The sequence below is a fragment of the Pseudarthrobacter sulfonivorans genome (assembly GCF_014712225.1).
GTDB lineage: Bacteria > Actinomycetota > Actinomycetes > Actinomycetales > Micrococcaceae > Arthrobacter > Arthrobacter sulfonivorans.
Window position 1 is genome coordinate 13,545 of the sequence record NZ_JACXBW010000027.1, and the last position, 21,168, is coordinate 34,712.

A 21,168-nucleotide genomic window follows, 5' to 3' on the forward strand; every position below is an offset into this window, starting at 1 on the left:
ATTAGGTCGGAAGGGTGGTCACGCGCGGAAAGCCAGGCGCGCCCAGTCGGCGTCCATCCGGCGCAACGCGCTCTCGGCGTCGGCACCGCCGATGATCGACTGGAGGTAGTTGGCGGCGGGAATCGAGTTCGGAATGAACTGTGAGGCGCCCATGTAGAACCGGCCCTCGTCGTAGTACTTCTGCATCTCTACGATTCGGGGATCTGTGACCGCTGGTGCGTCCTTGCTCGTGCCGAATCCCAGGAATTCGGCGTTGTAGGTGTTCTGGACCTCCGGCTGCATGAGGTGTTGAAGGAAGGCGCGGGCACCCTCCTGTGCGCTCGCGACTTCCGGAACCCAGAGCGAGAGGTCGATGTTGACGCGAACCTTCAGATCCGCGGGGTCACTGGTCATTGGCAGCGGGAAAGTGCCGAGGTCCACATCCGTACCCGCCTTTTCAATCTCCCCGAAGGCCCACGGCCCCTGGAAGTACATTGCCGCCTGGCCCTGGGCCATGGCAGTGTTGCCGTCTCCGTAGCCGCGGCTCGACGCATCGGGGTTGACGTACTTGGTCAGCTGGACCATGCGCTTCACTGGATCGAGCATCGTTTTCTGGAACGACACTTCGGACTCCGGTCCGACCTTCTCGCCGATCTCGTGCATTGACTTGTAGAAGTCGCGCACGTTGACCATGCCGCCCACCGTGTAGTCGAACAGGCCCTGCGCGATGGTCCACGGGTCGCGGAAAGTGCCGTAGATAGGAGTGATGCCGGCTGCTTTGAGCACCTCACATACCTCGATCAGTTCGTCCCAGGTTGTCGGGACGGCCAGCCCGTTCTGCTCGAAGATGCGGCGGTTGTAGATGACTGAGGCGGCCATGACCGAGTAGGGGATGACGCTCGTGCGGCCTGGGTACGTGGGATACCAGTTCGTGAGGTCGAGGACGTCGTCCCGGATGGAAGCTGCTGCCGGGAGATCGGAAAGGTCCGAGAGTGCTCCGCGCTCCATGAACCGGGCCATCTCAAGGTTGTAGTTGAGGCAACCGAGATCCGGCGGACTGCTGCGCACAAAGCTGGCAGAAAGATTTGTGGCCATGTCATGCAGAACGCGGTACCGGTCCTGCGACGCGGTAAATTTCGCCGCCAGATCGCGGAAGTATGGCACGGCTTCCGGTTTTGACTGGTGGAACGTGACGGTGGGACGTGCACCTCCCGGGGTACATCCGGCCAAGCCAACGGCTGTCAGGGCGCCCCCGGCAGCGGCAAGGAAAGTGCGCCGGGAGACAAGAGTCCCAGCGGACGTCAAAGGTGGCAACATCGGCTCCTAGGTGGTCTCACTTCGAATTTATTTGGATCTTATATTTAGGTCCTATACGAGGATGAGGGATAGAGGCGATATCGTCAAGGGATGAATGAGACCACGGCGAGCTCAACGCAGCTGTTGCGGCAGATCAACTCGGATGCTTTGCTGCGCTTCGCTCTACAGGAGCGAGTCTTCACAGCTGGAGAGGCCATGGCCATGACCGGGCTGACGCGCGCAACGGTGCTCGGCGTGTGCGATGGCCTGGTCGACGCCGGCTGGTTGGAGCAAGTGGATGACAGTCCTGCCGCGGGCCGCACGCACAAGGGCCGCCCAGCACGCCGCTACCAATTGCGCGAGGCTGCCGGTGTTGTTGTTGGGCTGGACGCGGGGGAGATCTCCTTCACAACGATCGTCGCGGATCTGCGCGGCCGCGAGCTGGCCACTCGTCGCCAGAGCGTTGACTCGCATGCGCTGGGCCGCGCGGGCCGCGGCGCGAGCGCACGAGAGTTGATCCGTCTGACCCTCGACGACATCGGGCGCACCCTCGATGACGTCTTACTCACAGTCGTCGGCGTTCCCGCGCCGATCGACGCTAACGGTATGTCTCCCGAAGGAGAATTCTGGCATCTGATGAATTCCGGCTTTGCTGCGCACCTTCGCGGTACGGCCGTCGTCGAAAATGACGCCAACCTTGCCGCTATTGCCGAACGCGCACACGAGCCATCAGCTAACCAGGCAACCCTGTTGACAGGGGAACGATTCGGCGCTGGCCTGATCGTCGATGGGCGCTTGCTGCGGGGACCTCGAGGCGGCGCAGGGGAGATGCGATTCCTCGACACGCTTACCGCCGGCAAGTTCGTGCCCGACGAAGGGGGTGCGGATGGGTTTGGAGCACTTGCCCGGAAGTGGGCACGCTCGCGCATTCACTCATACGAGGGAGAAACCATGCTGCGGCAAAAGCCCGAGAAGGACATCACCGCGGAGGACGTGTTCCAGGCAGCCCGGGAGGGGGATCCGTTTGCAACGGACATCATCGCCCGGCTCGGCGCCCGTCTGGCGCGGATTGCGGTTGTGCTCTCCAGCCTCCTGGACATTGAACGTGTAGTCATCGCAGGCGGCATCTCACGGGCCATCGAACCTGTCCTCGAACACGCACGCAGCCTGCTGCCCACCGATTCCGGCTTACCGCTCCCGGAGCTCGTGGCGAGCACGTTCGGAGCCGAGGTGGTGGTCAAAGGTGCTATCGAGTCCGCACTGACGCGGATCAAGCTCGAACCTAACGCGTTCCTCCCGCGAGCCGCGCGATCCTGACTTGGCGCGGCTCCCGGACGCCCGACTGGCAGGATGGCAAGCTCTGCCGGTCCGCTGTCCAAAGGTCGACGACGGCACTCGGGTGAGTGCCGCCGTCGGCCTTTTCTGCTGGGTGTTACGACGCCTCTGACGCGGGCACCAGCGCATCCTCTGGGGCCTGGCGCAGCGCGGTGCCCGACGACGGATGCGCTGCGACTGCCGCGGCGTGCTCGGCCAGCACCCCGGTCTGGTGGCGGATCTTCAGGCGGTAGAGCAGGGTCCCGCCAATGATCACGGCGGCCACGAACATCACGCCGCCCCACTGCAGGTACCACTCGAACGGCGGCACCGAGTTGTAGATCTCCGGGCGGGGCCAGACCAGGTTCACCGTCATGGCCCCGCCCCAGAGGACCGCCAGGATGTTCACCGGCAGGCCCCACTTGCCCGTCGTGAACCCGGCTTCGGACTGCTGATCCCGCAGCGGCCACTGCTTCAGCAGCCGCTTCCGCAGCAGGGGAACCGTGACCAGCAGGTAGGACAGGTAGATCAGGACGATGCTGATGCTGGACAGGATGGTGAAGATTGCCGGCTGCATGACGTTGACCAGGAGCGGGATGACGGCAATGACACCGATCACGATCGCCGCGACCTTGGGGGTCCTGCGGACCGGATCCACCTTGCTGAGCTGCCGGCTGAACGGCAGGTTGTTGTCCCGGGCCATGGCGAACATCATGCGGATGGCGGCGGCGTGGACGGCCAGGGTGCACACCACCACGGCCACCACGATGCATGCCAGGAAGGCTTTGCCGAACGGCCCGCCCAGGACAGAGAGCACGATGTGCTGGAGGCCGCCGTCGGCAGCCCCCACCTGGGGGTCGGTCAGGTCCGGGGCGGCCAGGATGCCGAAGAACAGGATCAGCCCGCCCAGCAGGAACGAGGCCGTGACGGCGCGCAGGATCGCCTTGGGCGCGGTGCGCTTGGGGTCCTTCGTTTCCTCGCCGAGGGAGCTGGCGGTGTCGAAGCCGTACATGACGTAGCCGGACGCCATGGCGCCGATCAGGAAGACGCCGAAGAAACCCAGGTCGTGGCCCTCGCCGAAGCCGTTGGTTTCGAAAAAGACCTCCGGGCCCCGCACAGCATGCCAGCCCAGCGCGAGGATCAGCAGGACGGCCGCGATCAGCTCCACGAAGACGCCGATGCTGTTGATCCTGGTCATCAGTTTCACGCCGAAGGCGTTGATGAGGGTGGAGATGGTGATCATGATGGTGGCCAGCACCACGCCGTTCATGGCGAAGTCGTAGGGTCCGGTGCCGTCACCCACGAACTGGAATCCGGACCAGAGCTGCGGCAGGGTGAGCTGCAGCGCCAGTGCCACGGATCCGAGCGCCATGATGGAGGACAGCATCAGCAGCCAGCCGGCCAGCCAGGACGAGGTCCCGGACGAGAGCCGCTTGGCCCAGTTGTACACCGATCCGGCAACGGGGTAGCGGCCGGCCAGTTCGGCGAAACAGAGCGCCACCATCAGCTGGCCAACGAAGACGATGGGCCAGGACCAGGCGTACGCCGGGCCGGCCATGGAAAAACCAAAGTAGAACAGTTGGAAGACGCCGGTGAGGATGGAGATGTAGCTGACGCCTGCGGCGAAGCTGGCAAACTTGCCGATGCTCCGGTCCAGGGTCTGGGTGTAGCCAAATTCGTCCATGCCGCTTGAATCAATACTCTTGCTGGGTTCCAAAATGTGAACTCCTAAGTCAGAAAAGTACGCTCGATGCACCCGCGGCCGCCATTGGACGCGGGGTGAAATCAATAGCCTCCGGAACTTGCCTCTCAGGCGAAGGACGGGCTGAGCTCCACCTCTTCCCTTGCAGTGCCACCTGCAGCGCCACTTGCAGCGCCGCCGGTGTGGCCGGCGCGGATGAGGTCCGCCCGGACCAAATCGGCGCAGCGCTCGCCGATCATCATGACGGTGATGTTGGGGTTGACCGTGACGTGTTCAGGCATCACGGAGGCGTCCGCCACGCGCAGGCCGGTGACGCCCTTGACGCGCAGTTCGGGGTCAAGCGGTGACATCCCGTCGTCGGCCGGGCCCATCCGGACGGTGCCCACCGGGTGGTACACGGTGTTGTGGGTCTTGCGGATGTACTCCCGCAGCTCCTCGTCCGTCTGCGCCTCGACGCCGGGCGATAGCTCGCGGCCGGTCCATTCGGCCATGGCGGGCTGGGCGGCGATTTCGCGGGCCTTGCGGATGCCGGCCACCATCACGCGCATGTCGTGGCCGTCGGGGTCCGTGAAGTAGCGGGGGTCCACCATGGGCTTGTCGCGGAAGTCGCGGCTGCGCAGCCTGACGGTGCCGCGGGAGCGGGCGTGCGTGACGTTCGGGGTGAGGGAAAAGCCGTTCTCCGTGGTGGGGTAGCCGTGCCGCAGGGTGTTCATGTCGAACGGGACGGAACCGTAGTGCATCATCAGGTCCGGGCGGTCCAGGCCGTCCTCGGTGGGGGTGAAGATGCCGATCTCCCACCATTGGGTGGAGGCCTGCACCATGGGCCGCCTGGCCTCGAACTGGACCACGCCTTCGGGGTGGTCCTGCAGGTTTTCGCCCACGCCGGGGGAGTCCACCAGCACCTCGATGCCGTGCTGTGCCAGGTGCGCTGCAGGGCCGATGCCGGAGAGCATCAGCAGCTTGGGGGAGTCGATGGCGCCCGTGGACAGGATGACCTCGCGGTGCGCGGAGAGCCGGTGGGTCCGGCCGAATGCAGAGTCCACCACGTCCACGCCGGTGCAGCGCCTGTCCGCGTCGAACACCAGCTGGCGGGCGCGGAGGCCTGTGAGCAAAGTGAAGTTGCCGCGGTCGACGATCGGGTGGATGTAGGAGACCGAGCTGGAGGCCCGGGTGCCGTCCGCGCGGCGGTTGATCTGGAAGAAGTTGGCGCCGTTGATCACGGTGGTGCCTGCATTGAACTTCGCACGGGGAATGCCCGTCTGTTCGCAGGCGTCCAGGAGCGCGACGCCGGCAGGGTCCACCGGGGGCACGTTCATCAGGTGCACCGGGCCTGAGTCCCCGTGATGCGGCGCGTCCGGGCCGGCGTCCTCATTGGTTTCCAGCCGTTGGTAGACCGGCCAGGCGGCGTCGGCATTCCAGCCGGCGGCTCCGTACTTGGACTCCCACTCGTCCAGGTCCTCGCGGGGCGCCCAGAAGGCGATGCAGGAGTTGTGGCTCGAGCAGCCGCCCATCACCCTGGCACGGGCGTGGCGCATGAAGGAGTTGCCGTTTTCCTGCGGTTCCACCGGGTAGTCCCAGTCGTAGCCGGATTCGAGCAGCTCCATCCAGCGGTCCAGCTGCAGGATTTCGGGCAGGTTCCGGTCGTCCGGGCCCGCCTCCACGAGGGCCACGGTCACGTCCGGATCCTCGCTCAGCCGGGCGGCAACGGCGGCACCCGCGGATCCGCCGCCGATGACGACGTAGTCGAACCCGCGCTCGGTGAGGTCGTCAATGTTGTCGTAGTGCATCTAGCTCTCCTTGCCGTGGTCGGCGAACCAGCCGGTTACCTCGGGGCTGGTGTTCTGGTAGATGTGCTTGGCTTCCTGGTATTCGGCCAGGCCCGTGGGGCCCAGCTCGCGGCCGACGCCGGACTGGCCGAAGCCGCCCCACTCGGCCTGGGGGAGGTAGGGGTGGTAGTCGTTGATCCAGATGGTGCCGTGCCGCAGCCGGGACGCCACGCGCTGCGCCTTGCCGGCATCCTGGGTCCAGACCGCACCGGCCAGGCCGTAGATGGTGTCGTTTGCGGTGGCTACCGCTTCGTCCTCGGTGCGGAACGTTTCCACGGTCACCACCGGGCCGAAGGCCTCGTCGATGACCACGGACATTCCCCGGGTCACGCGGTCCAGGACGGTGGGCTGGTAGTAGAACCCGCCGTCGTACTTTTCTCCCTGCGGCGCCGCACCGCCGGTCCGCAGCCGCGCACCCTCCTGGATGCCGCGCTGGACATAGGCGTGGACTTTGTCGCGGTGGGCCGCGGAAATCAGCGGTCCGGTCTCTGCGGCGTCGTCGAAGGGGCCGCCCAGCCGGATGGTTTGCGCGCGGCGGACCAGCTCGTCCACGAAGCGTTCGGCGATCGATTCCTCCACCACAAGCCGCGCCCCGGCCGAGCAGACCTGGCCGGAGTGGACGAACGCGCCGTTCAGGGCATTGTCGACGGCGGCGTCGAAGTCCGCGTCCGCGAACACTATGTTGGGGTTCTTCCCGCCAAGCTCCAGTGCCACCTTCTTGACGGTGCCGGCGGCGGCCGCCGCGATGCGCTTGCCGGTTTCCAGCCCGCCGGTGAAGGAGACGAGGTCGACGGCGGGGTCTTCCGAGAGCGGTGCGCCCGCCTCGGCGCCGGGTCCGGTCACGAGGTTGGCGACGCCGTCCGGGAGGCCGAGGTCCTGCAGCAGCTGCATGGCCAGGATGGCTGTGGACGGGGTCAGTTCGGAGGGCTTGAGGACGAAGGTGCAGCCGGCGGCCAGTGCGGGTGCGATCTTCCATGCCGCCTGGAGCAGGGGGTAGTTCCACGGCGTGATCAGGCCGCAGACGCCCACGGGTTCGTGGACGATCTTGCTGACGACGGCGGGATTCCCGGCGTCGACCATGCGGCCAGCCTGCTGGCCGGCAAGCCTGCCGAAATACTCGAAGCAGGCGGCAATGTCGTCCATGTCGATGCGGCTTTCGACCATGCGCTTGCCGGTGTCCAGCGACTCGGCCCGGGCGAACTTTTCCCGGCGTTCGCGCAGTCCCGCGGCGACTTTCAGGAGGAAGGTGCCGCGCTCGGGGGCCGGAACATCCGACCAGATTCCGGAGTCGAATGCATTGCGGGCTGCGTCGATGGCGCGTTCCGCGTCTTCCCGGCCGGCCTCCGACACCGTGGCCACCAGTTCGCCGTCGGCGGGGTTGCGGATTTCGCGGACAGCGCCCGAGGCCGCTGGCTCCCAGGCACCGTTGATGAACAGGGTGGATGCTGTCTTGATTGTTGAGGTTCGAATGACGTTATGGGCTGGTGTGGCGTAAGTCATACGAGGGACAGTAACGCACATTGAACGAGTGTTCAATGCTTTTTTGAACACTCGTTCAATGCTACGTGCGGGAACTCAGAGTGCCCGGTGCTGCGGTCGAGGACGTGCAGCCCGTGGTTTTAGACGGTGTGGTCGCGGCGCGGTGCGAAGGCGATTTCCTCGGTGCGGGCGATGCTTCGCTGGATGGCGGCCGGATCAACGCCGAGAAGCGCCGTTAGCCACATGCCGTTTTGGATGACCACAATGTCAGCCGCCCGATCCCGGCAGGCCTCCCAGGAAAGGTCGGGTTGGGCGTTGGAAACGAGTGCAGCGAGGCCGTCGAGATAGCGGTCGAAGGCCTCGGCGTTGATCTGGGCATAGCCCTCGTCCGCCTGGGCGAGGGCCCACAGGTGCAGGCGCAGGGACAGATAGCGGGTGGTGAGCAAATCGGCGGCTGCCACTCGCCGCAGGGCCTTGCGCAGCTGTTCCTCCGGGGCTGACGACGGGTCGGGCGCCACCAGCAGAAGGTCGTGCTCGTCCACCCGGCGCAGGGCTGCCCGTATCAGGGTGGTCTTGTCGTCGTAGTAGTAGTTCACCAGGCCGAGCGCGACACCGGCCTCGCGGGCCACGGCCCGCATGCTCACACCCGAAATCCCGTGGCGGGACAGCAAATCCAGCGCAGCCTCGAGAATGCGCGACTGCCTGTCCATCTGTTCGCCGGAGTTCACGGCACTGGTCCCCATCTGGCCAGACTATTGCCTAACCCGTGCGAGTGCACTTTTGGGGTCGCATGACAACCTCGCGCACGCCGATGCCAGGGTACATTCTGAACCATGACTGAGATCCGCTGGCTGGAAGCCTTTGTTGCGGTGGCCGAAGAACTGCACTTCGGCCGGGCGGCGCAGCGCCTGCACACTTCGCAGTCCCCGCTGAGCCAGACGATCCGGAAGCTTGAGGCGGACCTCGGAACCCGGCTCTTCGAGCGCAACACCCGAAGCGTTGCCCTCACGCCGGCGGGATATGCCCTTCTGCCGCGCGCCTACCGTGTGCTTCAGGAGATGCGGCTGGCCCGTGAGGCGGCACAGGCGGAGATTGAGGGCATTCGGGGCAACATTCGAATCGGGTTCTCCGGTGCCGTGAACCACCTGACCCTCCCGCCGCTGACCCGTGCCGTGCGCCGGCGTCACCCCGACATCAAAATGGACCTGACCAGCCGGGTGCGCACGGCGGACGGATTGGCCAGCGTCGCGAACGGCACCCTGGACCTTGCCTTTGTGGGTCTTCCCGAAACCCCGGTCCCCTCGGTGCTGACGCGGCTGGTCGCAAGCGAGGAAATCGGTGCGGTGCTGCCGCTGGACCATCCGCTGGCCCAGGAAGATTCCATACCCTTGCAGGCGTTGGCGTCCGATGACTTCATCTCGCCCCCACTGGACGGCTCGTCCGCCATGACCGAAGTGATGCTCGCGTCCTGCATGGCGGCCGGTTTCCGCCCGCGCATTGTCCAGGAGCTCTCGGACCCCTACATGGTGCTGACCTTCGTGGCCGCCGGCGTGGGGGTCACCCTCATGAGCAGCGGGATAGCCGGAATCATTCCCTCCGGCGCAACATACGTGGCGTTGGATCCCCCGCAGCACTTCATGAATCACGCCATCGCGTGGTCCGAGGAAAATGACTCCGCCGTGCTGGCGGCTGTGCTCGCCGTCGTCGAGGAGATCTTTCCGGAGATCCCCAGCTGACGCCCGCTCAATATAGTTGATTTGCAGCATAGTGATAGACCATTTTAGTCGTGGACACACTAAGTGATCGCAGTCACACTGGATGGAGAAGCCGCATAGCGCGGCACACCGTTTCGCAGCCGGCCCGCCCAAGAGGCCCCCCGAAGCGGTCCCGTTACCTGAAGGGAACACCATGTCAGTGTCGACATCGGCGCCAGCACGCCCCAAGAACAATGCGAAAATCGCAGCCGTTTCGGGGTTCGTGGGCAGCGCACTTGAGTACTACGACTTCTTCATCTTCGGCTCGGCCGCAGCGCTGATCTTTGGAAAGCTGTTCTTCGCCCCCGGTCCCTCGGCGATGCTGCTGTCCTTCGCCACCGTCGGCGTTGCCTACATCGCCCGTCCGCTGGGGGCCGTGATCTGCGGACACCTCGGCGACAAATTCGGCCGCAAGAAGGTGCTCCTGCTCACCCTGCTGCTGATGGGCTCCTCAACCTTCCTCATCGGCTGCCTGCCGACCTACAACGACATTGGCATGGCAGCGCCGATCCTCATCGTGGCTCTCCGGCTCCTGCAGGGACTCTCCGCCGGCGGCGAATCGCCGGGGTCCAGTTCCCTCACCCTCGAGCACGCACCTGAGAGGAAGCGCGCCTTCTACACCAGCTGGACGATGAGCGGCATCATGTTCGGCATTGTGCTTTCCACGCTGGTGTTCATTCCCGTGGCGTCCATGCCCGAGGACCAGCTGCTTGCCTGGGGCTGGCGCATTCCCTTCCTCGCCAGCGCACTGGTGACCGTCATCGCCTTTGTGCTCCGCCGCCTCCTCGAAGAGCCGCCGGTGTTCGAGCAAGTCAAAGCCCAAGACGAAGTGGTCAAGGTTCCTCTCGTCACCCTGTTCCGGCACCACTGGGTCACCGTCATCCGTGTCACCGCCATGTCGCTGTTCACCATCATCAACACCATCATCAACGTCTTCGCGCTGTCCTACGCCACGTCTGTGATCGGCGTTGAAAGAGGGCTGATGCTGACGGTGATCGCCGTGGCCAACCTCGCCGCCGTGGCCATGGGCCCCCTGGCCGGCATCCTCGCAGACCGGATCGGCCGCAAACCCGTCTTCGTCACCGGGCTGGTGCTGCAGATGGCAATGATCTTCGTGTTCTTCTCGGCCCTGTCCGCGGCCAATGTTCCGCTGATCTTTGTGACCGGCATCCTGCTCATCGGCGTTGCCTACACTGGGTCCAACTCCATCTACCCCGCTTACTTCCCCGAGCAGTTCCCGGTCAAGGTCCGCTACTCCGGCATGGCCATCAGCCTCATGTTCGGCCTGCTCCTGGCAGGATTCGCGCCGGTCATTTCCGAGCTGCTGATCGGTGGCGACAAAGCCAACTGGGTGCCGGTGGCAACGTTCGCCGCCGTGGCCTGCGCCATCTCCGCAGTCGCAGCGCTGTTGGCACCCGAGACGTTCAGGACTCCGACGGCCCTGCTGGGACTGAAGAAATCCGACCCGCGGCGCCACGCGGCGTCGTCAGCCACCCCGGAACCCGCAGCGCGCCAGTCCGGCACCGGCGACGCATCCCCCGCAGTTGCCGACAAGGCACGGGCATGAGCCAGCAAACCCTGGCGGGCACCCGGGCATTCCGGCCGCCCAAAGCCGATACCAGCCACCGGTTCGTGGTGGGCCTGCTCGGGTCCGGCATCGAGGGATCGCTCACCCCGGGCCTGCACGAAGCCGAAGCGGACAGGCTGGGCCTTGCCTACACCTACCGCGTCATCGATCTGGACGCCATCGGACAACCTGCGGAAAGCTCCGCGGCGCTGGTCCGGCACGCAGCCGATCTCGGATTCGACGGCCTTAACGTCACCCACCCGAGCAAGCAACTGGTTCAGGACGGCCTGGACGAGCTTTCCCGCGAGGCCCGGATCCTCGGTGCCGTCAACACCATCACCTTTCAGGACGGCAAGGCCGTGGGCCACAACACGGACCACACGGGCTTCACCGGCGGCCTCCGGGCCGGCCTCCCGTCCGCCGCCACCGGCTCAGTGGTGCAGATCGGTGCCGGGGGTGCTGGCGCGGCAGTGGCCTTCGGCCTCCTCAGCACCGGAACCCGGCACCTGGTCATCGCCGACATTGAACCGGCCCGCGCCGAAGCCCTAGCCGCCCGGCTGGCCCCGCATTTTCCGGACAGCCGGCTGTCAGTGACCCGGACGGATTCAGTGGCCAGCAGCATCCGGGAGGCGGACGGACTGGTGAACTCCACACCCATCGGCATGACCGGCCACCCGGGAATGCCTGTGGATCCCAGCCTGCTCCACTCCGGGCTGTGGGTCGCGGACGTGATCTACCGGCCGCTCGAAACCGAACTGATCAGGGCGGCCCGCGGCAAGGGCTGCGCCGTGCTCGACGGCGGACGCATGGTGGTGGGGCAGGCAGCCGCCGCCTTCGAGCTCTTCACCGGCATCCCCGCCGATGCCGAGCGCATGCTGGCCACGTTCCGACAGGCGGTCAGCTAGCTATGGATTCCCAGGCACCGAGCACCATGGCCGAGTCCCGCTGCCTCGTCATCGGGGCGGCCAGCGGCATCGGACGTGCGACGGCAGCGCGCCTCAGGGCGTCCGGCGCCGCGGTGACGGGTGCGGACCTGCCCTCGGCCACCTGGCCCGGCGGACCAGGCGCCTCACTCGCCATGGACGTTACCGACCCCGCATCGGTTGCGGCTGCCGTCTCCGCGGCGGTCCTGGATATGGGCGGGCTCGACGCCGTGGTGAACTGCGCGGGCATCCTGGGTCCCGTGGCCCCGGCAGCCGCCACCTCGGTCGAAGACTTCGAACGCATCATGAAGATCAACCTGACAGGGGCGTTCATTGTCTCGCAGGCCGTCCTGCCGCGGATGGCCGAGGCAGGCTACGGCCGCCTGGTCCACATCTCCTCGACGGCGGGCAAGGAAGGCGTGGTCAACATGCCGCCTACTCAGCCAGCAAGGCCGGGATCCTGGGCCTGGTCAAGTCACTCGCCAAGGAGTTCGCCTTGTTCGGCGTCACCATCAATGCCCTCGCCCCGGGCAATGTGGTGACCCCGCTTTTCGCCGAGGTTCCGGAAGAACAGCAGGCGGCCCAGGCCGCCAAGATCCCGATGGGCAGGTTCGGCACACCCGCCGAAGCGGCCGCCCTCATCGAATTCATCGTTTCTCCGGCGGCCTCCTACACCACCGGCTCCGTCTTCGATCTGTCAGGCGGCCGGGCCACCTACTAGCCCCGCCCCAGCCTCTGCCGGACCTCACCACCATTTCCTACCAGCACCAGAAAGATGGCACCTGTTGATGATCACCCCATCACCTGTCACCGCCCGCCCCCTCCGCATCGGAATCGCAGGATGCGGGGCGATCTCCCGCAACCACCTCGAGGCGTTCCGCGCCCTGGACGACGCCGTCATCGTGGGAGTCTGCGACATCGACCTCCAGCGCGCCCGGGACACCGCGGATGCCTGGGGAATCCCTGCAGCCGTCAACACGGTCCAGGAGCTCCTGGCGCTGGACCTGAACATCGTCTCGGTCTGCACCCCGCACCCCACGCACGAGGATGTGGTGCTGCAGGCCGCGGCCGCAGGAGTCCACGTGCTCTGTGAAAAGCCCATTGCCACCGACTTGGCATCCGCAGAACGCATGGTGCAAGCCTGCGATGACGCGGGCCTGAAACTCGGCGTCCTGTTCCAGCGCCGGTTCTGGCCCGCCGCGCAGCGCATCCGCACAGCGATCGACGACGGCACCCTGGGCAAGCCCATCATGGGCCAATGCTCGGTGATGCTGCACCGCGACCCGGAGTACTACTCTCGCGACGCCTGGCGCGGGACCTGGGCCAGTGACGGCGGCGGGGTCCTCATGACCCAGGCCATCCACTACATCGACCTCTTGCAGTGGTTCATGGGAGACGTGGCCGAGGTCTACGGAAAAATCAGCACCTACAAACACGGCGAGCACATCGAAGTGGAAGACTCGGCGACAGCCATCATCACGTTCACCTCCGGCGCCATGGCCACCCTGGAAGCATCGACGGCGGTGTCCCCGAGCCTGGGCGTGCAAATCCGGGTCACGGGGGAGACCGGAGCGTCCGCTTCCCTGACGGAATTCCCGGAGGGCAGCGACGGACGCGTGGACCTGTGGGCCCTGGCCGGTTCGATCAGCACCGAGCCTGTTTACCCGGACGGAGTTGACCCGAACGTCAGCCTCGCGACGATCAACGGCCAGCTCATCCCGCACCACACGGCGCAGGTCCGTGATTTTGTCCGGAGCCTCCGCGGAGGCGGGGAACCGTCCATCACCGGCCAGGACGCGACGAAGGCCTTGCGGATACTGCTGGCGGTTTACGAATCGTCCCGGACCGGCAATCCAGTCCGCTTCGCACTGCTGCCAGAAAGCACACGACCCCTCGCACAGGTTGCGGGCTAAGGAACACCCATGGAACAGAACACACGCTACGCCGCTAGGCCCCTGACACTGGGGCGCAACGGCCGCACCCCAACAACCCTCCGTAACAGGCTCGCCTCCGCGCCGATGGAACGCAACTACGGGACCACGGACGGTCACATCACCGAGCAGTACATCGACTACCTGGTGACCCGCGCCAAAGCCGGCCTGGGCATGGTGACCACCGAAGCCACCTATGTCCGCGCGGACGGTAGGGGCCGCACTCACCAACTGGGCCTGCACAGTGACGCCATGATCCCGGGCCTGCGAAAGCTCACGGACGCCCTGCACGCCGAAGGTGCGCTCGCCGCCGTCGAACTTAACCACGGCGGCCGCACCGCCCAGTCCGCCCTCACGGGGTACAAAAACCTGGCGCCCTCACCGGTGGCGTGCGAGGTGGCCGGCGGCGAGGTTCCCCGTGAACTTACCGTCGAGGAGTGCCACGCGCTGGTGGAGGCCTACGCCCACGCTGCCCGCCGGGCGGTGCAGGCCGGTTTCGACATCATCAACATCCACGGCGCCCACGGCTACCTGATCCACCAGTTCATGTCGCCCCTCACCAACCACCGCACCGACGAATTCGCCGCACCCGAACTTTTCATGAACCTCGTCATCGATGCCGTGCGGGCAGCCGCCCCGGACACCATCGTAGGCATGCGCGTCTCCGTCGTGGAGGGCCCGGCGGACGGCATCACGGCCGAACAGCAGGTGGCCATCATCGCCAAGGCCCACCTGGAGCAGCTGGACTTCCTGGACATCTCTGCCGGCAGCTACGAAGCCGGGGAATGGATTGTGCAGTCCGGCGAATGGAAGCCCGGCATCCTCGCCGACTACGCCAAGGCCTACCGCCAGTTCGGACTTCCACTCGGTATGGCCGGCAGGCTGAACTCCCCGGCCATCATCGAAGAGGTACTCCGGGAGGGGACCTGCGATTTCGTCAGCCTGGCCCGGGCCATCCACGCGGACCCGGCGTTCGTGGGCGGCGTCCTGCGCGACGAGTGTTACCGGCCCTGCATCGCCTGTAACGTCTGCATCGACAACCTGGGCCTGGGCCAGGTCACCTGCACCGTCAACCCTGAGGTAGGACGTTCCCGCGTCCCCGTCCCGACACCCGCCGTTCGCGAAGGTTCCCGCGTGGTGGTGGTGGGTGCCGGACCCGCGGGCCTGACGGCCGCCCGCGAACTCGCCGAGGCAGGAGCAAAGGTGACCGTGCTCGACGACGACTCCCGCGCCGGTGGTCAGTTCGCCCTGGCGGAGCGGATGAAGTCCACCCCGGACTTCCACCGCTTCACCGAATGGTCCGCCGAGGAGAATGCACGGCTGGGCATCGACGTCCGGCTGGGATCGCGGGTGGACACCGACCAGCTTGACGGCCTTGTCCGTTCCACGGCAGCAGACGCGGTGGTGCTGGCCACCGGAGGCCTCCGGCCCGCTGGCGGATTTGCTGGGGATAACTCCGCCAATGTCCTGGATGTGCGCAGGTGGCTCGCCACCCACCCCGAGGTCCTCGAATCTGGCGCACCGGATTCCGCCGTTCCGGATGCCGTGACCATCTGGGGTGCGGATTCCGTCGCCATGAGCGTGGCGGACACGCTGGCCGACCGGGGGACTGCCGTCCTGCTCATCGGCCCGCAGCCAGCCTTGGCGCCGGAGTCCGGCCGCCGCGCCAAAATCCTGGCCGTGCCCCGGCTCGAGGCCAATCCGCGGGTGCGCATCCGGCTCGGTTCAAGCATCGAGGAATACGACGGCGGCCGGGTCCGGATCACCGGTCCGGGCCTTCCTCCCGCCGGCGAGTGGCTGGAAGCCCCGGGACCGCTCCTCGTTTCGCGCTCCGTGGTCCCGCTGGATGGCACCGTCGCTGCGGACCGCCGCGACGCGGACCTGAGCCGCGATGCCGGAGTGCCGGTGACACTGGCCGGAACCGTGGTGGACCAGACCCCGGCCATCGCCTCCAACGCCGTCAAGAGCGGGTACGACGCAGCACAGCGGATCGCCTCTTTCCTGACCACGGGCACCACTACAAACAACGAACTGAGCCTGAACGGAGCACAGTCATGACCGGAAACGCCCACAGGCCCGTCGGCCTGGCCCAGCTGTCCCTGCTGAACACCGCCCCGCCTGAACTGGTGGGCATCGCTGCCGAAGCCGGCTTTGATTTCATCGGCGTCCGCGTCCGCCCGGTGACTCCAACGGAACGGCCCTACAACCTCCAGCCGGGATCGCCTCTTTTACGGGAGACCCTCGCGCGGATGCAGGACACCGGCGTGACCGTGCGGGACATCGAATTCCTGCTTCTGGACGGCAGCGACCAGCGCGAAGCATGGCTGCGCATGATGGAAGCAGGACAGGCACTGGGGGCACGTTCCCTCACCGTCGCCGGCGCTGATCCGGACACTGCCCGGCTGGTCCATACCCTGGCCCGGATGACCGAGGACGGCCGCGGTTTCGGGATCACACCCACTCTGGAGGCGATCTCCTACCAGCCCGTCGCGTCCATCGCGCAGGCCGCGAACATCGCCCGCCAGGCCGGCTGCCGGATCGTGGTGGACACTTTGCACTTCAACCGCTTCAACGGTCCGGACGCAGCCGCCCAATGGGAGGAGCTAAGCGCCAACGCAGACCTCGTGCCGCTCCTTCAGGTGTGCGACGGCCCGGCGGCCCGCCCCGGCAGCCGCGAGGGGCTCGTCGCCGAATCCCGCTCCGAACGTCAGGTTCCCGGCGAAGGAGAATTCCGGCTGGCCGATGTGGTGGCCGCCCTGCCGCAGGGGATCCCGGTGAGTGCGGAGACGCCGTCGGACCGACGGGTGGCCTTACTCGGCGAGCTCGGCTGGGCGCGCCGGCTCAAGTCCGGGGTGGACGCCGTGCTGGCGGCGGCCGCAACTGCCCAGGCAACAGCAAATCTCCAGAGGACGGGAACAAAATGAGCGGCACCGCTGCAGAAATCACGACGACGGAACTCGCGCCGGGTGTGCGCATACCGCTGATCGGCCTGGGAACGTGGCCGCTGACGGGTGAGGCCGCTTCTGCCGCAGTGGCCCAGGCCATCGGTAACGGCTACCGGCACATCGACACTGCCGAGAACTATGCCAACGAGGCGGCGGTGGGGGAGGGCATCCGCCGCAGCGGAATCGACCGCGGGGACCTGTTCCTCACCACCAAGTTCAATACCCGGTGGCACAGCCGGGGCGGAGTGCGCGATGCCTTCGGCCAGGCGGTGCAGCGGCTCGGCACCGACTACCTGGACCTCTTTCTGGTGCACTGGCCGAACCCGGCCCAGGGGAGGTTCGTTGAAGCCTGCGAAGGGCTACAGGACCTCGTTGACGACGGCTCCATCAGGACCTGGGGTGTCTCAAACTTCAAACCGGCCCACCTGCAGGCCGTCCAGGACGCCGGCGTGGCCGTCCCGCTGAACCAGGTGCAGGTTGATCCCGAGCACGGCCAACCGGCGCAACTGGCATACCACCGCGAACACGGAATAGTCACTGCCGCCTACAGCCCCCTCGGCCGCAACGGGAGCTTCCTCAGCCATCCGGCAGTCAGCGGTCCTGCCGGGAAGCTCGGCAGGACCCCGGCCCAGATCGTCCTTCGCTGGCATGTCCAGCACGGCCGGGTGGCGGCGCCGAAGTCCGCGGACAACCAGCGCCAACGGGAAAACCTGGACGTCTTCGGTTTCGCCCTGACCCAGCAGCAAATGGCTGCGATTGATGGACTCGAAACCGGTGCACCGCCGCGCCTGGATTCCGACACCTACTTCCACTGAGAAAGCACTGAACATGACTGCACCCGTAAATCCTTCATCTGCCCTTCCGAGCCTGGACTGCGATGTCCTGGTGGTCGGCTCCGGCGCGGGCGGTCTGTCCGCCGCCGTGACCGCCGCCTACCACGGACTGAAGGTGGTGGTTGTTGAAAAGGCCGACGTCTGCGGCGGCGCCACGTCCTGGTCCGGCGGCTGGGCCTGGACCCCGGGCAACCCGCTGGCCAAAGCCGACGGCGTCAACGAGGACCGCGAACTGTTCCGCACCTACCTGCGCCACCGGCTCGGCAGGAACTACCAGGAAGAGCGGGTGGAGGCATTCCTGGAGGCGGTCCCTCACATGGTGGGCTTCTTCCAGGACAAAACCAGCCTCCAGTTTGTCCCGGGAACCAAGATCAAGGACATCTACGGCAGCACTCCCGGCGCGGGTACCGGCCACCGATCGGTGGGGCCAAAACCGTTGAACGCCCGCAAAATCAAGCCTGAGCTCCGCGCCAAGATGCGCCACCAGCTCTACGAGACCTCATTCCTGGGGATGGGCATCATGGCAGGCCCTGACCTGACCAAATTCCTCTCCGCTTCCCAAGGCAACATCAAGGGCATCTTCCACGCCGGCTGGCGGGTTGCATTCCATGCCCTGGACCTCGTCACCCACCGGCGCAACATGCAGCTGGTCAACGGGACCGCCCTGACCGGCCGGCTGCTGAAATCCGCCGATGACCTCGGCGTGGAGATCCGCGTCTCCACCCCGGCCCGGCACCTGCTGACCGACGCGTCCGGGAAGGTGACTGGCGCCGTCGTACTTTCCCCGGACGGCGAGCTGCAGATCAACGCCTCCCGCGGCGTCGTCCTGGCCGCCGGCGGGTTCCCCAACGACGTGTCCCGACGCAAGGAGCTGTTCCCGAAGACGCCCACCGGCCGGGAGCACTGGACGCTCGCGCCGAAGGAAACCACCGGTGACGGCATCACCATGGCCCAGGCCGTGGGCGCACGCTTCGAGACCGATGTGGAGTCCCCGGCCGCCTGGTGCCCGGTCTCACTGGTCCCCTACCGCAACGGGCGCACCGGAACCTTCCCGCACATCATGGACCGGGCCAAGCCTGGCAGCATCGGCGTCCGCCGGGACGGCAGGCGGTTCGTCAACGAGGCCAATGGCTACTATGACTACGTCGAAGGCCTGCTCAAAGCCACCCCGGAGGGTGAGCCGGTGGAGGCCTGGCAGATCGCAGACGCGGCGTTCGTGCGCAAGTTCCCGTTGGGCATGGCCAAGCCGCTTCCGGTGCCGCTGTTCCCCTACCTGCGCTCCGGGTACCTCAAGAAGGGCAACACGCTCGAGGAACTGGCCGCAGCCTGCGGCATCGATCCGCACGGTCTTGCCGCCACCGTTGCGGAGTTCAATGTCAACGCCCGCAAGGGCGTTGACCCCGACTTCGACCGCGGCGCCAGCGAATTCAACCGCTACGGCGGGGACCCCACGAACACCCCGAACCCCTCGCTGCGTCCGCTGGAAAAGGGGCCGTTCTACGCCGTCAGGATCGTCCCGGGATCCTTCGGTACCTTCGCCGGGCTCGCAGCCGATTCACGGGCACGGGTTCTGAATAACCAGGGCCGGCCCATCGGTGGCCTGTACGTCGCGGGCAATGACCAGGCCTCAGTCATGGGCGGGCACTACCCCGCCGGGGGCATCAATCTGGGTCCGGCGCTGACCTTCGGTTACGTGGCCGGCCGCGACCTCGCCGGCGCCACGCACTACGAGGACGATGGAACTGCAGCACCCGACACAATGACGGGAAATGAGGGCGCCGCCGATATCCAGCACGCCTCCGCTTGAGCCCCGGAAGGGGCCGGTCAGTAGTTGTTCCCAGGCCCTGGTGCTTCGAGGGCACTTACTCGAAGCGCACGGCGTCCCACTCCAGGATTCTTGGATCGGCGAGCCCCTCGGTGACGAAGGGATCTTCGGCGATGAAGCGCTCGGCGTCCTCGCGCGAGGCGAAAATCCCCATCGACCCGCCGGCCGGATCCGCAGTCTGGAACGGGCCCAGCGCGATGAGTCCTCCGCCAGCGGCATGGAATGCTTCAAAGTAGGCTTTGTGGCGGGGGTAGACCTCGAATAGTTGAGAGCGGTCCACGCCCTCGCGAACGTTGTACATCACGACGAATTCCATAGGCAGGATCCTACGCCGGGGCAGCGGCGGGGTGGGCGTCGGGATTCCGACATAGAATCGCGGACGGGCGCGACCGGGTGAAGCACCTGAAGCACTACTGGAACCGGCGCCTCGATGCGCTGGGAGAACTTCTGGACGAGGAGAAACCGTCATGACCGAGAACGCCATCCGGCTCGAGCGCCGCTTCCCGCACCCCAGTGCGGCCGTCTGGGCTGCGCTGACAACACCCGAACTCCTGGCCCGCTGGTGGGCGCCGGGCGACATCGCCCCCGTCGTGGGCCACCGCTTCACCATGGACATGGGCTCCTGGGGCCAGCAGCAGTGCGAAGTCCTCACCGTGGACCCCGGCAAGTCGATCACCTTCCTGTTCTCCGACGGCATGCTGGATACCACGATCACCTGGCGGCTGGAATCTGTCGACGACGGCACAGTCCTTCACCACGAGCACGCCGGTTTCCGCCTCGACACCCCCATGGGCAGGCAGGCGATCGAGGGGATGGGCAACGGCTGGCCGGGTCTGCTGACACGGATCGACGGCGTCCTCGCCGGGGTCTCCTGACGCTGAGGTGGGCGGACGACGACGGGAAGTCCCGCCGTCGTTCATCTCAACAAATCAATTCACCCGCGAGGGCCGGCTAGTCCGCTAGCCGTTCAGCGGTAGAAATTCCGACAGCGAAGCGCCCCGATCAGTGCGCCGGTGCCCGATGGGAATGGGGTGCGGGGTGCCTATGGGGTTCGAAGGCGAGCGACTGGGCTGCTCTTGGGCACGGAGGCAGCTCCCCAATCCTGCCTGCAGAGCCCAGCTGCGGACACGAGCCACGTCGTCTTGGATCTGGTCCACGAGCTCAGACGTACCGGCGAACTTGCGTTGCGGACGGATGAGGAGGCGCAGCGTCACCACAACGGTTTGTCCGTAAAGGTCGCCGGTGTAGTCCAAAAGGTTCGCCTCCAGCAGGCTCTGCCCTCGGGCGTAGTAAGTCGGCCGGTCGCCGATAGATATGGCGGCGACATGAAGGGAGCGTTGATCCGGTGAGTCGAGGTGGACCGTGCCAGCCCATACGCCGTTGCGCCCGCCATTGGGCGGTATGGCGATATTCGCCGTGGGGAAGCCCATCAGGCGTCCACGTTGGTCTCCATGACCAACCACGCCAGTGATCTGGAAATAGTTGTGGTTCGGCTGCTTTGGGGACCGCAGTGTACGCACAGCAGCAGTCCATTCCGTCTGGTCTGTTTTCAATTTAAACTCCAAGGCAAGTGACTAAGTGTTTAGCTCGATGACGTAAAACTGACTGGCATTAAGGAGGTGTGGACAATTCAGTAATGCATTCCTTCCCGCTATTTACTCCCCATACATCAGATTGGTTAGAAAGCCGAAGAGGCCAGCGTCAGGGACGGTAGACCTTTTGCTGGATACCTGAGCCGGCTCCAGATCGCAGAGCGCAGCGTGACGGGGCATCTTGAGTTTCATGTATGCAGCG

General features: G+C 66.1%; 17 protein-coding genes and 1 pseudogene. 11 read left to right on the top strand and 7 right to left on the bottom strand.

Annotated features, from left to right (window positions below):
- Positions 1 to 18 precede the first annotated feature (18 nt).
- On the bottom strand, positions 19 to 1,296 hold the full coding sequence (locus IAQ70_RS21790) for an ABC transporter substrate-binding protein (RefSeq protein WP_190992044.1): 1,278 nt from the start codon (positions 1,294 to 1,296) through the stop codon (positions 19 to 21).
- Between the two features lie 90 nt (positions 1,297 to 1,386).
- On the opposite strand from IAQ70_RS21790, the gene IAQ70_RS21795 reads away from it, so the two are divergent.
- Positions 1,387 to 2,592, top strand: a complete 1,206-nt coding sequence (locus tag IAQ70_RS21795; protein WP_190992045.1) for an ROK family transcriptional regulator — start codon at positions 1,387 to 1,389, stop codon at positions 2,590 to 2,592.
- A 115-nt stretch (positions 2,593 to 2,707) separates the two neighbouring features.
- On the opposite strand, the gene IAQ70_RS21800 is transcribed toward IAQ70_RS21795, so the two are convergent.
- The 4 genes from IAQ70_RS21800 to IAQ70_RS21815 form a co-directional block, all read right to left on the bottom strand.
- On the bottom strand, positions 2,708 to 4,273 hold the full coding sequence (locus IAQ70_RS21800) for an APC family permease (RefSeq protein WP_190992062.1): 1,566 nt from the start codon (positions 4,271 to 4,273) through the stop codon (positions 2,708 to 2,710).
- Positions 4,274 to 4,398: 125 nt separating this feature from the next.
- Positions 4,399 to 6,078, bottom strand: coding sequence for a GMC family oxidoreductase (locus IAQ70_RS21805; protein WP_190992046.1), 1,680 nt, complete (start codon positions 6,076 to 6,078; stop codon positions 4,399 to 4,401).
- Positions 6,079 to 7,617, bottom strand: coding sequence for an aldehyde dehydrogenase family protein (locus tag IAQ70_RS21810; RefSeq protein WP_190992047.1), 1,539 nt, complete (start codon positions 7,615 to 7,617; stop codon positions 6,079 to 6,081).
- Positions 7,618 to 7,736: 119 nt separating this feature from the next.
- The gene (locus IAQ70_RS21815) at positions 7,737 to 8,339 is read right to left on the bottom strand and encodes a TetR/AcrR family transcriptional regulator (protein ID WP_190992048.1); all 603 of its coding nucleotides are present in this window, start codon (positions 8,337 to 8,339) and stop codon (positions 7,737 to 7,739) included.
- A gap of 90 nt (positions 8,340 to 8,429) precedes the next feature.
- Here IAQ70_RS21815 and IAQ70_RS21820 point away from each other — a divergent pair, with 90 nt between their 5' ends.
- The 9 genes and pseudogenes from IAQ70_RS21820 (at position 8,430) to IAQ70_RS21860 (ending at position 19,356) form a co-directional block, all read left to right on the top strand.
- The gene (locus IAQ70_RS21820) at positions 8,430 to 9,332 is read left to right on the top strand and encodes a LysR family transcriptional regulator (protein WP_190992049.1); all 903 of its coding nucleotides are present in this window, start codon (positions 8,430 to 8,432) and stop codon (positions 9,330 to 9,332) included.
- Positions 9,333 to 9,504: 172 nt separating this feature from the next.
- A complete protein-coding gene (locus tag IAQ70_RS21825) occupies positions 9,505 to 10,917 on the top strand; it encodes an MFS transporter (protein ID WP_190992050.1) in 1,413 nt (470 codons plus the stop codon).
- A complete protein-coding gene (locus IAQ70_RS21830) occupies positions 10,914 to 11,822 on the top strand; it encodes a shikimate dehydrogenase (RefSeq protein WP_190992051.1) in 909 nt (302 codons plus the stop codon). The genes IAQ70_RS21825 and IAQ70_RS21830 overlap by 4 nt, the downstream gene beginning before the upstream one ends.
- A gap of 26 nt (positions 11,823 to 11,848) precedes the next feature.
- Positions 11,849 to 12,561, top strand: a pseudogene (locus IAQ70_RS21835) (SDR family NAD(P)-dependent oxidoreductase).
- Between the two features lie 67 nt (positions 12,562 to 12,628).
- Positions 12,629 to 13,753 (top strand): Gfo/Idh/MocA family protein, encoded by a 1,125-nt coding sequence (locus IAQ70_RS21840; protein WP_190992052.1) that lies wholly within the window; start codon positions 12,629 to 12,631, stop codon positions 13,751 to 13,753.
- 9 nt (positions 13,754 to 13,762) lie between these two features.
- Positions 13,763 to 15,829 carry an FAD-dependent oxidoreductase gene (locus IAQ70_RS21845; protein WP_190992053.1) on the top strand — a complete coding sequence of 689 codons (2,067 nt, stop codon included), beginning with the start codon at positions 13,763 to 13,765 and terminating at the stop codon, positions 15,827 to 15,829.
- Complete coding sequence (locus tag IAQ70_RS21850) at positions 15,826 to 16,695, top strand: sugar phosphate isomerase/epimerase family protein (protein WP_190992054.1); 870 nt, start codon at positions 15,826 to 15,828, stop codon at positions 16,693 to 16,695. The genes IAQ70_RS21845 and IAQ70_RS21850 overlap by 4 nt, the downstream gene beginning before the upstream one ends.
- On the top strand, positions 16,692 to 17,531 hold the full coding sequence (locus tag IAQ70_RS21855) for an aldo/keto reductase (protein ID WP_190992055.1): 840 nt from the start codon (positions 16,692 to 16,694) through the stop codon (positions 17,529 to 17,531). Before IAQ70_RS21850 ends, IAQ70_RS21855 begins: the two co-directional genes overlap by 4 nt.
- A 13-nt stretch (positions 17,532 to 17,544) precedes the next feature.
- Positions 17,545 to 19,356 carry an FAD-dependent oxidoreductase gene (locus IAQ70_RS21860; RefSeq protein WP_190992056.1) on the top strand — a complete coding sequence of 604 codons (1,812 nt, stop codon included), beginning with the start codon at positions 17,545 to 17,547 and terminating at the stop codon, positions 19,354 to 19,356.
- A gap of 55 nt (positions 19,357 to 19,411) precedes the next feature.
- Here the strand turns inward: IAQ70_RS21860 and IAQ70_RS21865 are convergent, their stop codons facing one another.
- Positions 19,412 to 19,690 (bottom strand): YciI family protein, encoded by a 279-nt coding sequence (locus tag IAQ70_RS21865; RefSeq protein WP_190992057.1) that lies wholly within the window; start codon positions 19,688 to 19,690, stop codon positions 19,412 to 19,414.
- 151 nt (positions 19,691 to 19,841) lie between these two features.
- Between IAQ70_RS21865 and IAQ70_RS21870 the strand changes: the two genes are divergently transcribed.
- Complete coding sequence (locus IAQ70_RS21870) at positions 19,842 to 20,249, top strand: SRPBCC family protein (protein ID WP_190992058.1); 408 nt, start codon at positions 19,842 to 19,844, stop codon at positions 20,247 to 20,249.
- Positions 20,250 to 20,333: 84 nt separating this feature from the next.
- On the opposite strand, the gene IAQ70_RS21875 is transcribed toward IAQ70_RS21870, so the two are convergent.
- Positions 20,334 to 20,927, bottom strand: a complete 594-nt coding sequence (locus tag IAQ70_RS21875; RefSeq protein WP_190992059.1) for a riboflavin kinase — start codon at positions 20,925 to 20,927, stop codon at positions 20,334 to 20,336.
- Positions 20,928 to 21,168 lie beyond the last annotated feature (241 nt).

What these genes read in the sequence shown, in the direction of transcription:
- IAQ70_RS21825 (WP_190992050.1), top strand. Translation starts at nt 9,505, where the DNA reads ATGTCAGTGTCGACATCGGCGCCAGCACGCCCCAAGAACAATGCGAAA.
- IAQ70_RS21870 (WP_190992058.1), top strand. Translation starts at nt 19,842, where the DNA reads ATGACCGAGAACGCCATCCGGCTCGAGCGCCGCTTCCCGCACCCCAGT.
- IAQ70_RS21820 (WP_190992049.1), top strand. Translation starts at nt 8,430, where the DNA reads ATGACTGAGATCCGCTGGCTGGAAGCCTTTGTTGCGGTGGCCGAAGAA.
- IAQ70_RS21855 (WP_190992055.1), top strand. Translation starts at nt 16,692, where the DNA reads ATGAGCGGCACCGCTGCAGAAATCACGACGACGGAACTCGCGCCGGGT.
- IAQ70_RS21850 (WP_190992054.1), top strand. Translation starts at nt 15,826, where the DNA reads ATGACCGGAAACGCCCACAGGCCCGTCGGCCTGGCCCAGCTGTCCCTG.
- IAQ70_RS21845 (WP_190992053.1), top strand. Translation starts at nt 13,763, where the DNA reads ATGGAACAGAACACACGCTACGCCGCTAGGCCCCTGACACTGGGGCGC.
- IAQ70_RS21840 (WP_190992052.1), top strand. Translation starts at nt 12,629, where the DNA reads ATGATCACCCCATCACCTGTCACCGCCCGCCCCCTCCGCATCGGAATC.
- IAQ70_RS21790 (WP_190992044.1), bottom strand. Translation starts at nt 1,296, where the DNA reads ATGTTGCCACCTTTGACGTCCGCTGGGACTCTTGTCTCCCGGCGCACT.
- IAQ70_RS21795 (WP_190992045.1), top strand. Translation starts at nt 1,387, where the DNA reads ATGAATGAGACCACGGCGAGCTCAACGCAGCTGTTGCGGCAGATCAAC.
- IAQ70_RS21805 (WP_190992046.1), bottom strand. Translation starts at nt 6,078, where the DNA reads ATGCACTACGACAACATTGACGACCTCACCGAGCGCGGGTTCGACTAC.
- IAQ70_RS21815 (WP_190992048.1), bottom strand. Translation starts at nt 8,339, where the DNA reads ATGGGGACCAGTGCCGTGAACTCCGGCGAACAGATGGACAGGCAGTCG.
- IAQ70_RS21865 (WP_190992057.1), bottom strand. Translation starts at nt 19,690, where the DNA reads ATGGAATTCGTCGTGATGTACAACGTTCGCGAGGGCGTGGACCGCTCT.
- IAQ70_RS21800 (WP_190992062.1), bottom strand. Translation starts at nt 4,273, where the DNA reads ATGGACGAATTTGGCTACACCCAGACCCTGGACCGGAGCATCGGCAAG.
- IAQ70_RS21860 (WP_190992056.1), top strand. Translation starts at nt 17,545, where the DNA reads ATGACTGCACCCGTAAATCCTTCATCTGCCCTTCCGAGCCTGGACTGC.
- IAQ70_RS21830 (WP_190992051.1), top strand. Translation starts at nt 10,914, where the DNA reads ATGAGCCAGCAAACCCTGGCGGGCACCCGGGCATTCCGGCCGCCCAAA.
- IAQ70_RS21810 (WP_190992047.1), bottom strand. Translation starts at nt 7,617, where the DNA reads ATGACTTACGCCACACCAGCCCATAACGTCATTCGAACCTCAACAATC.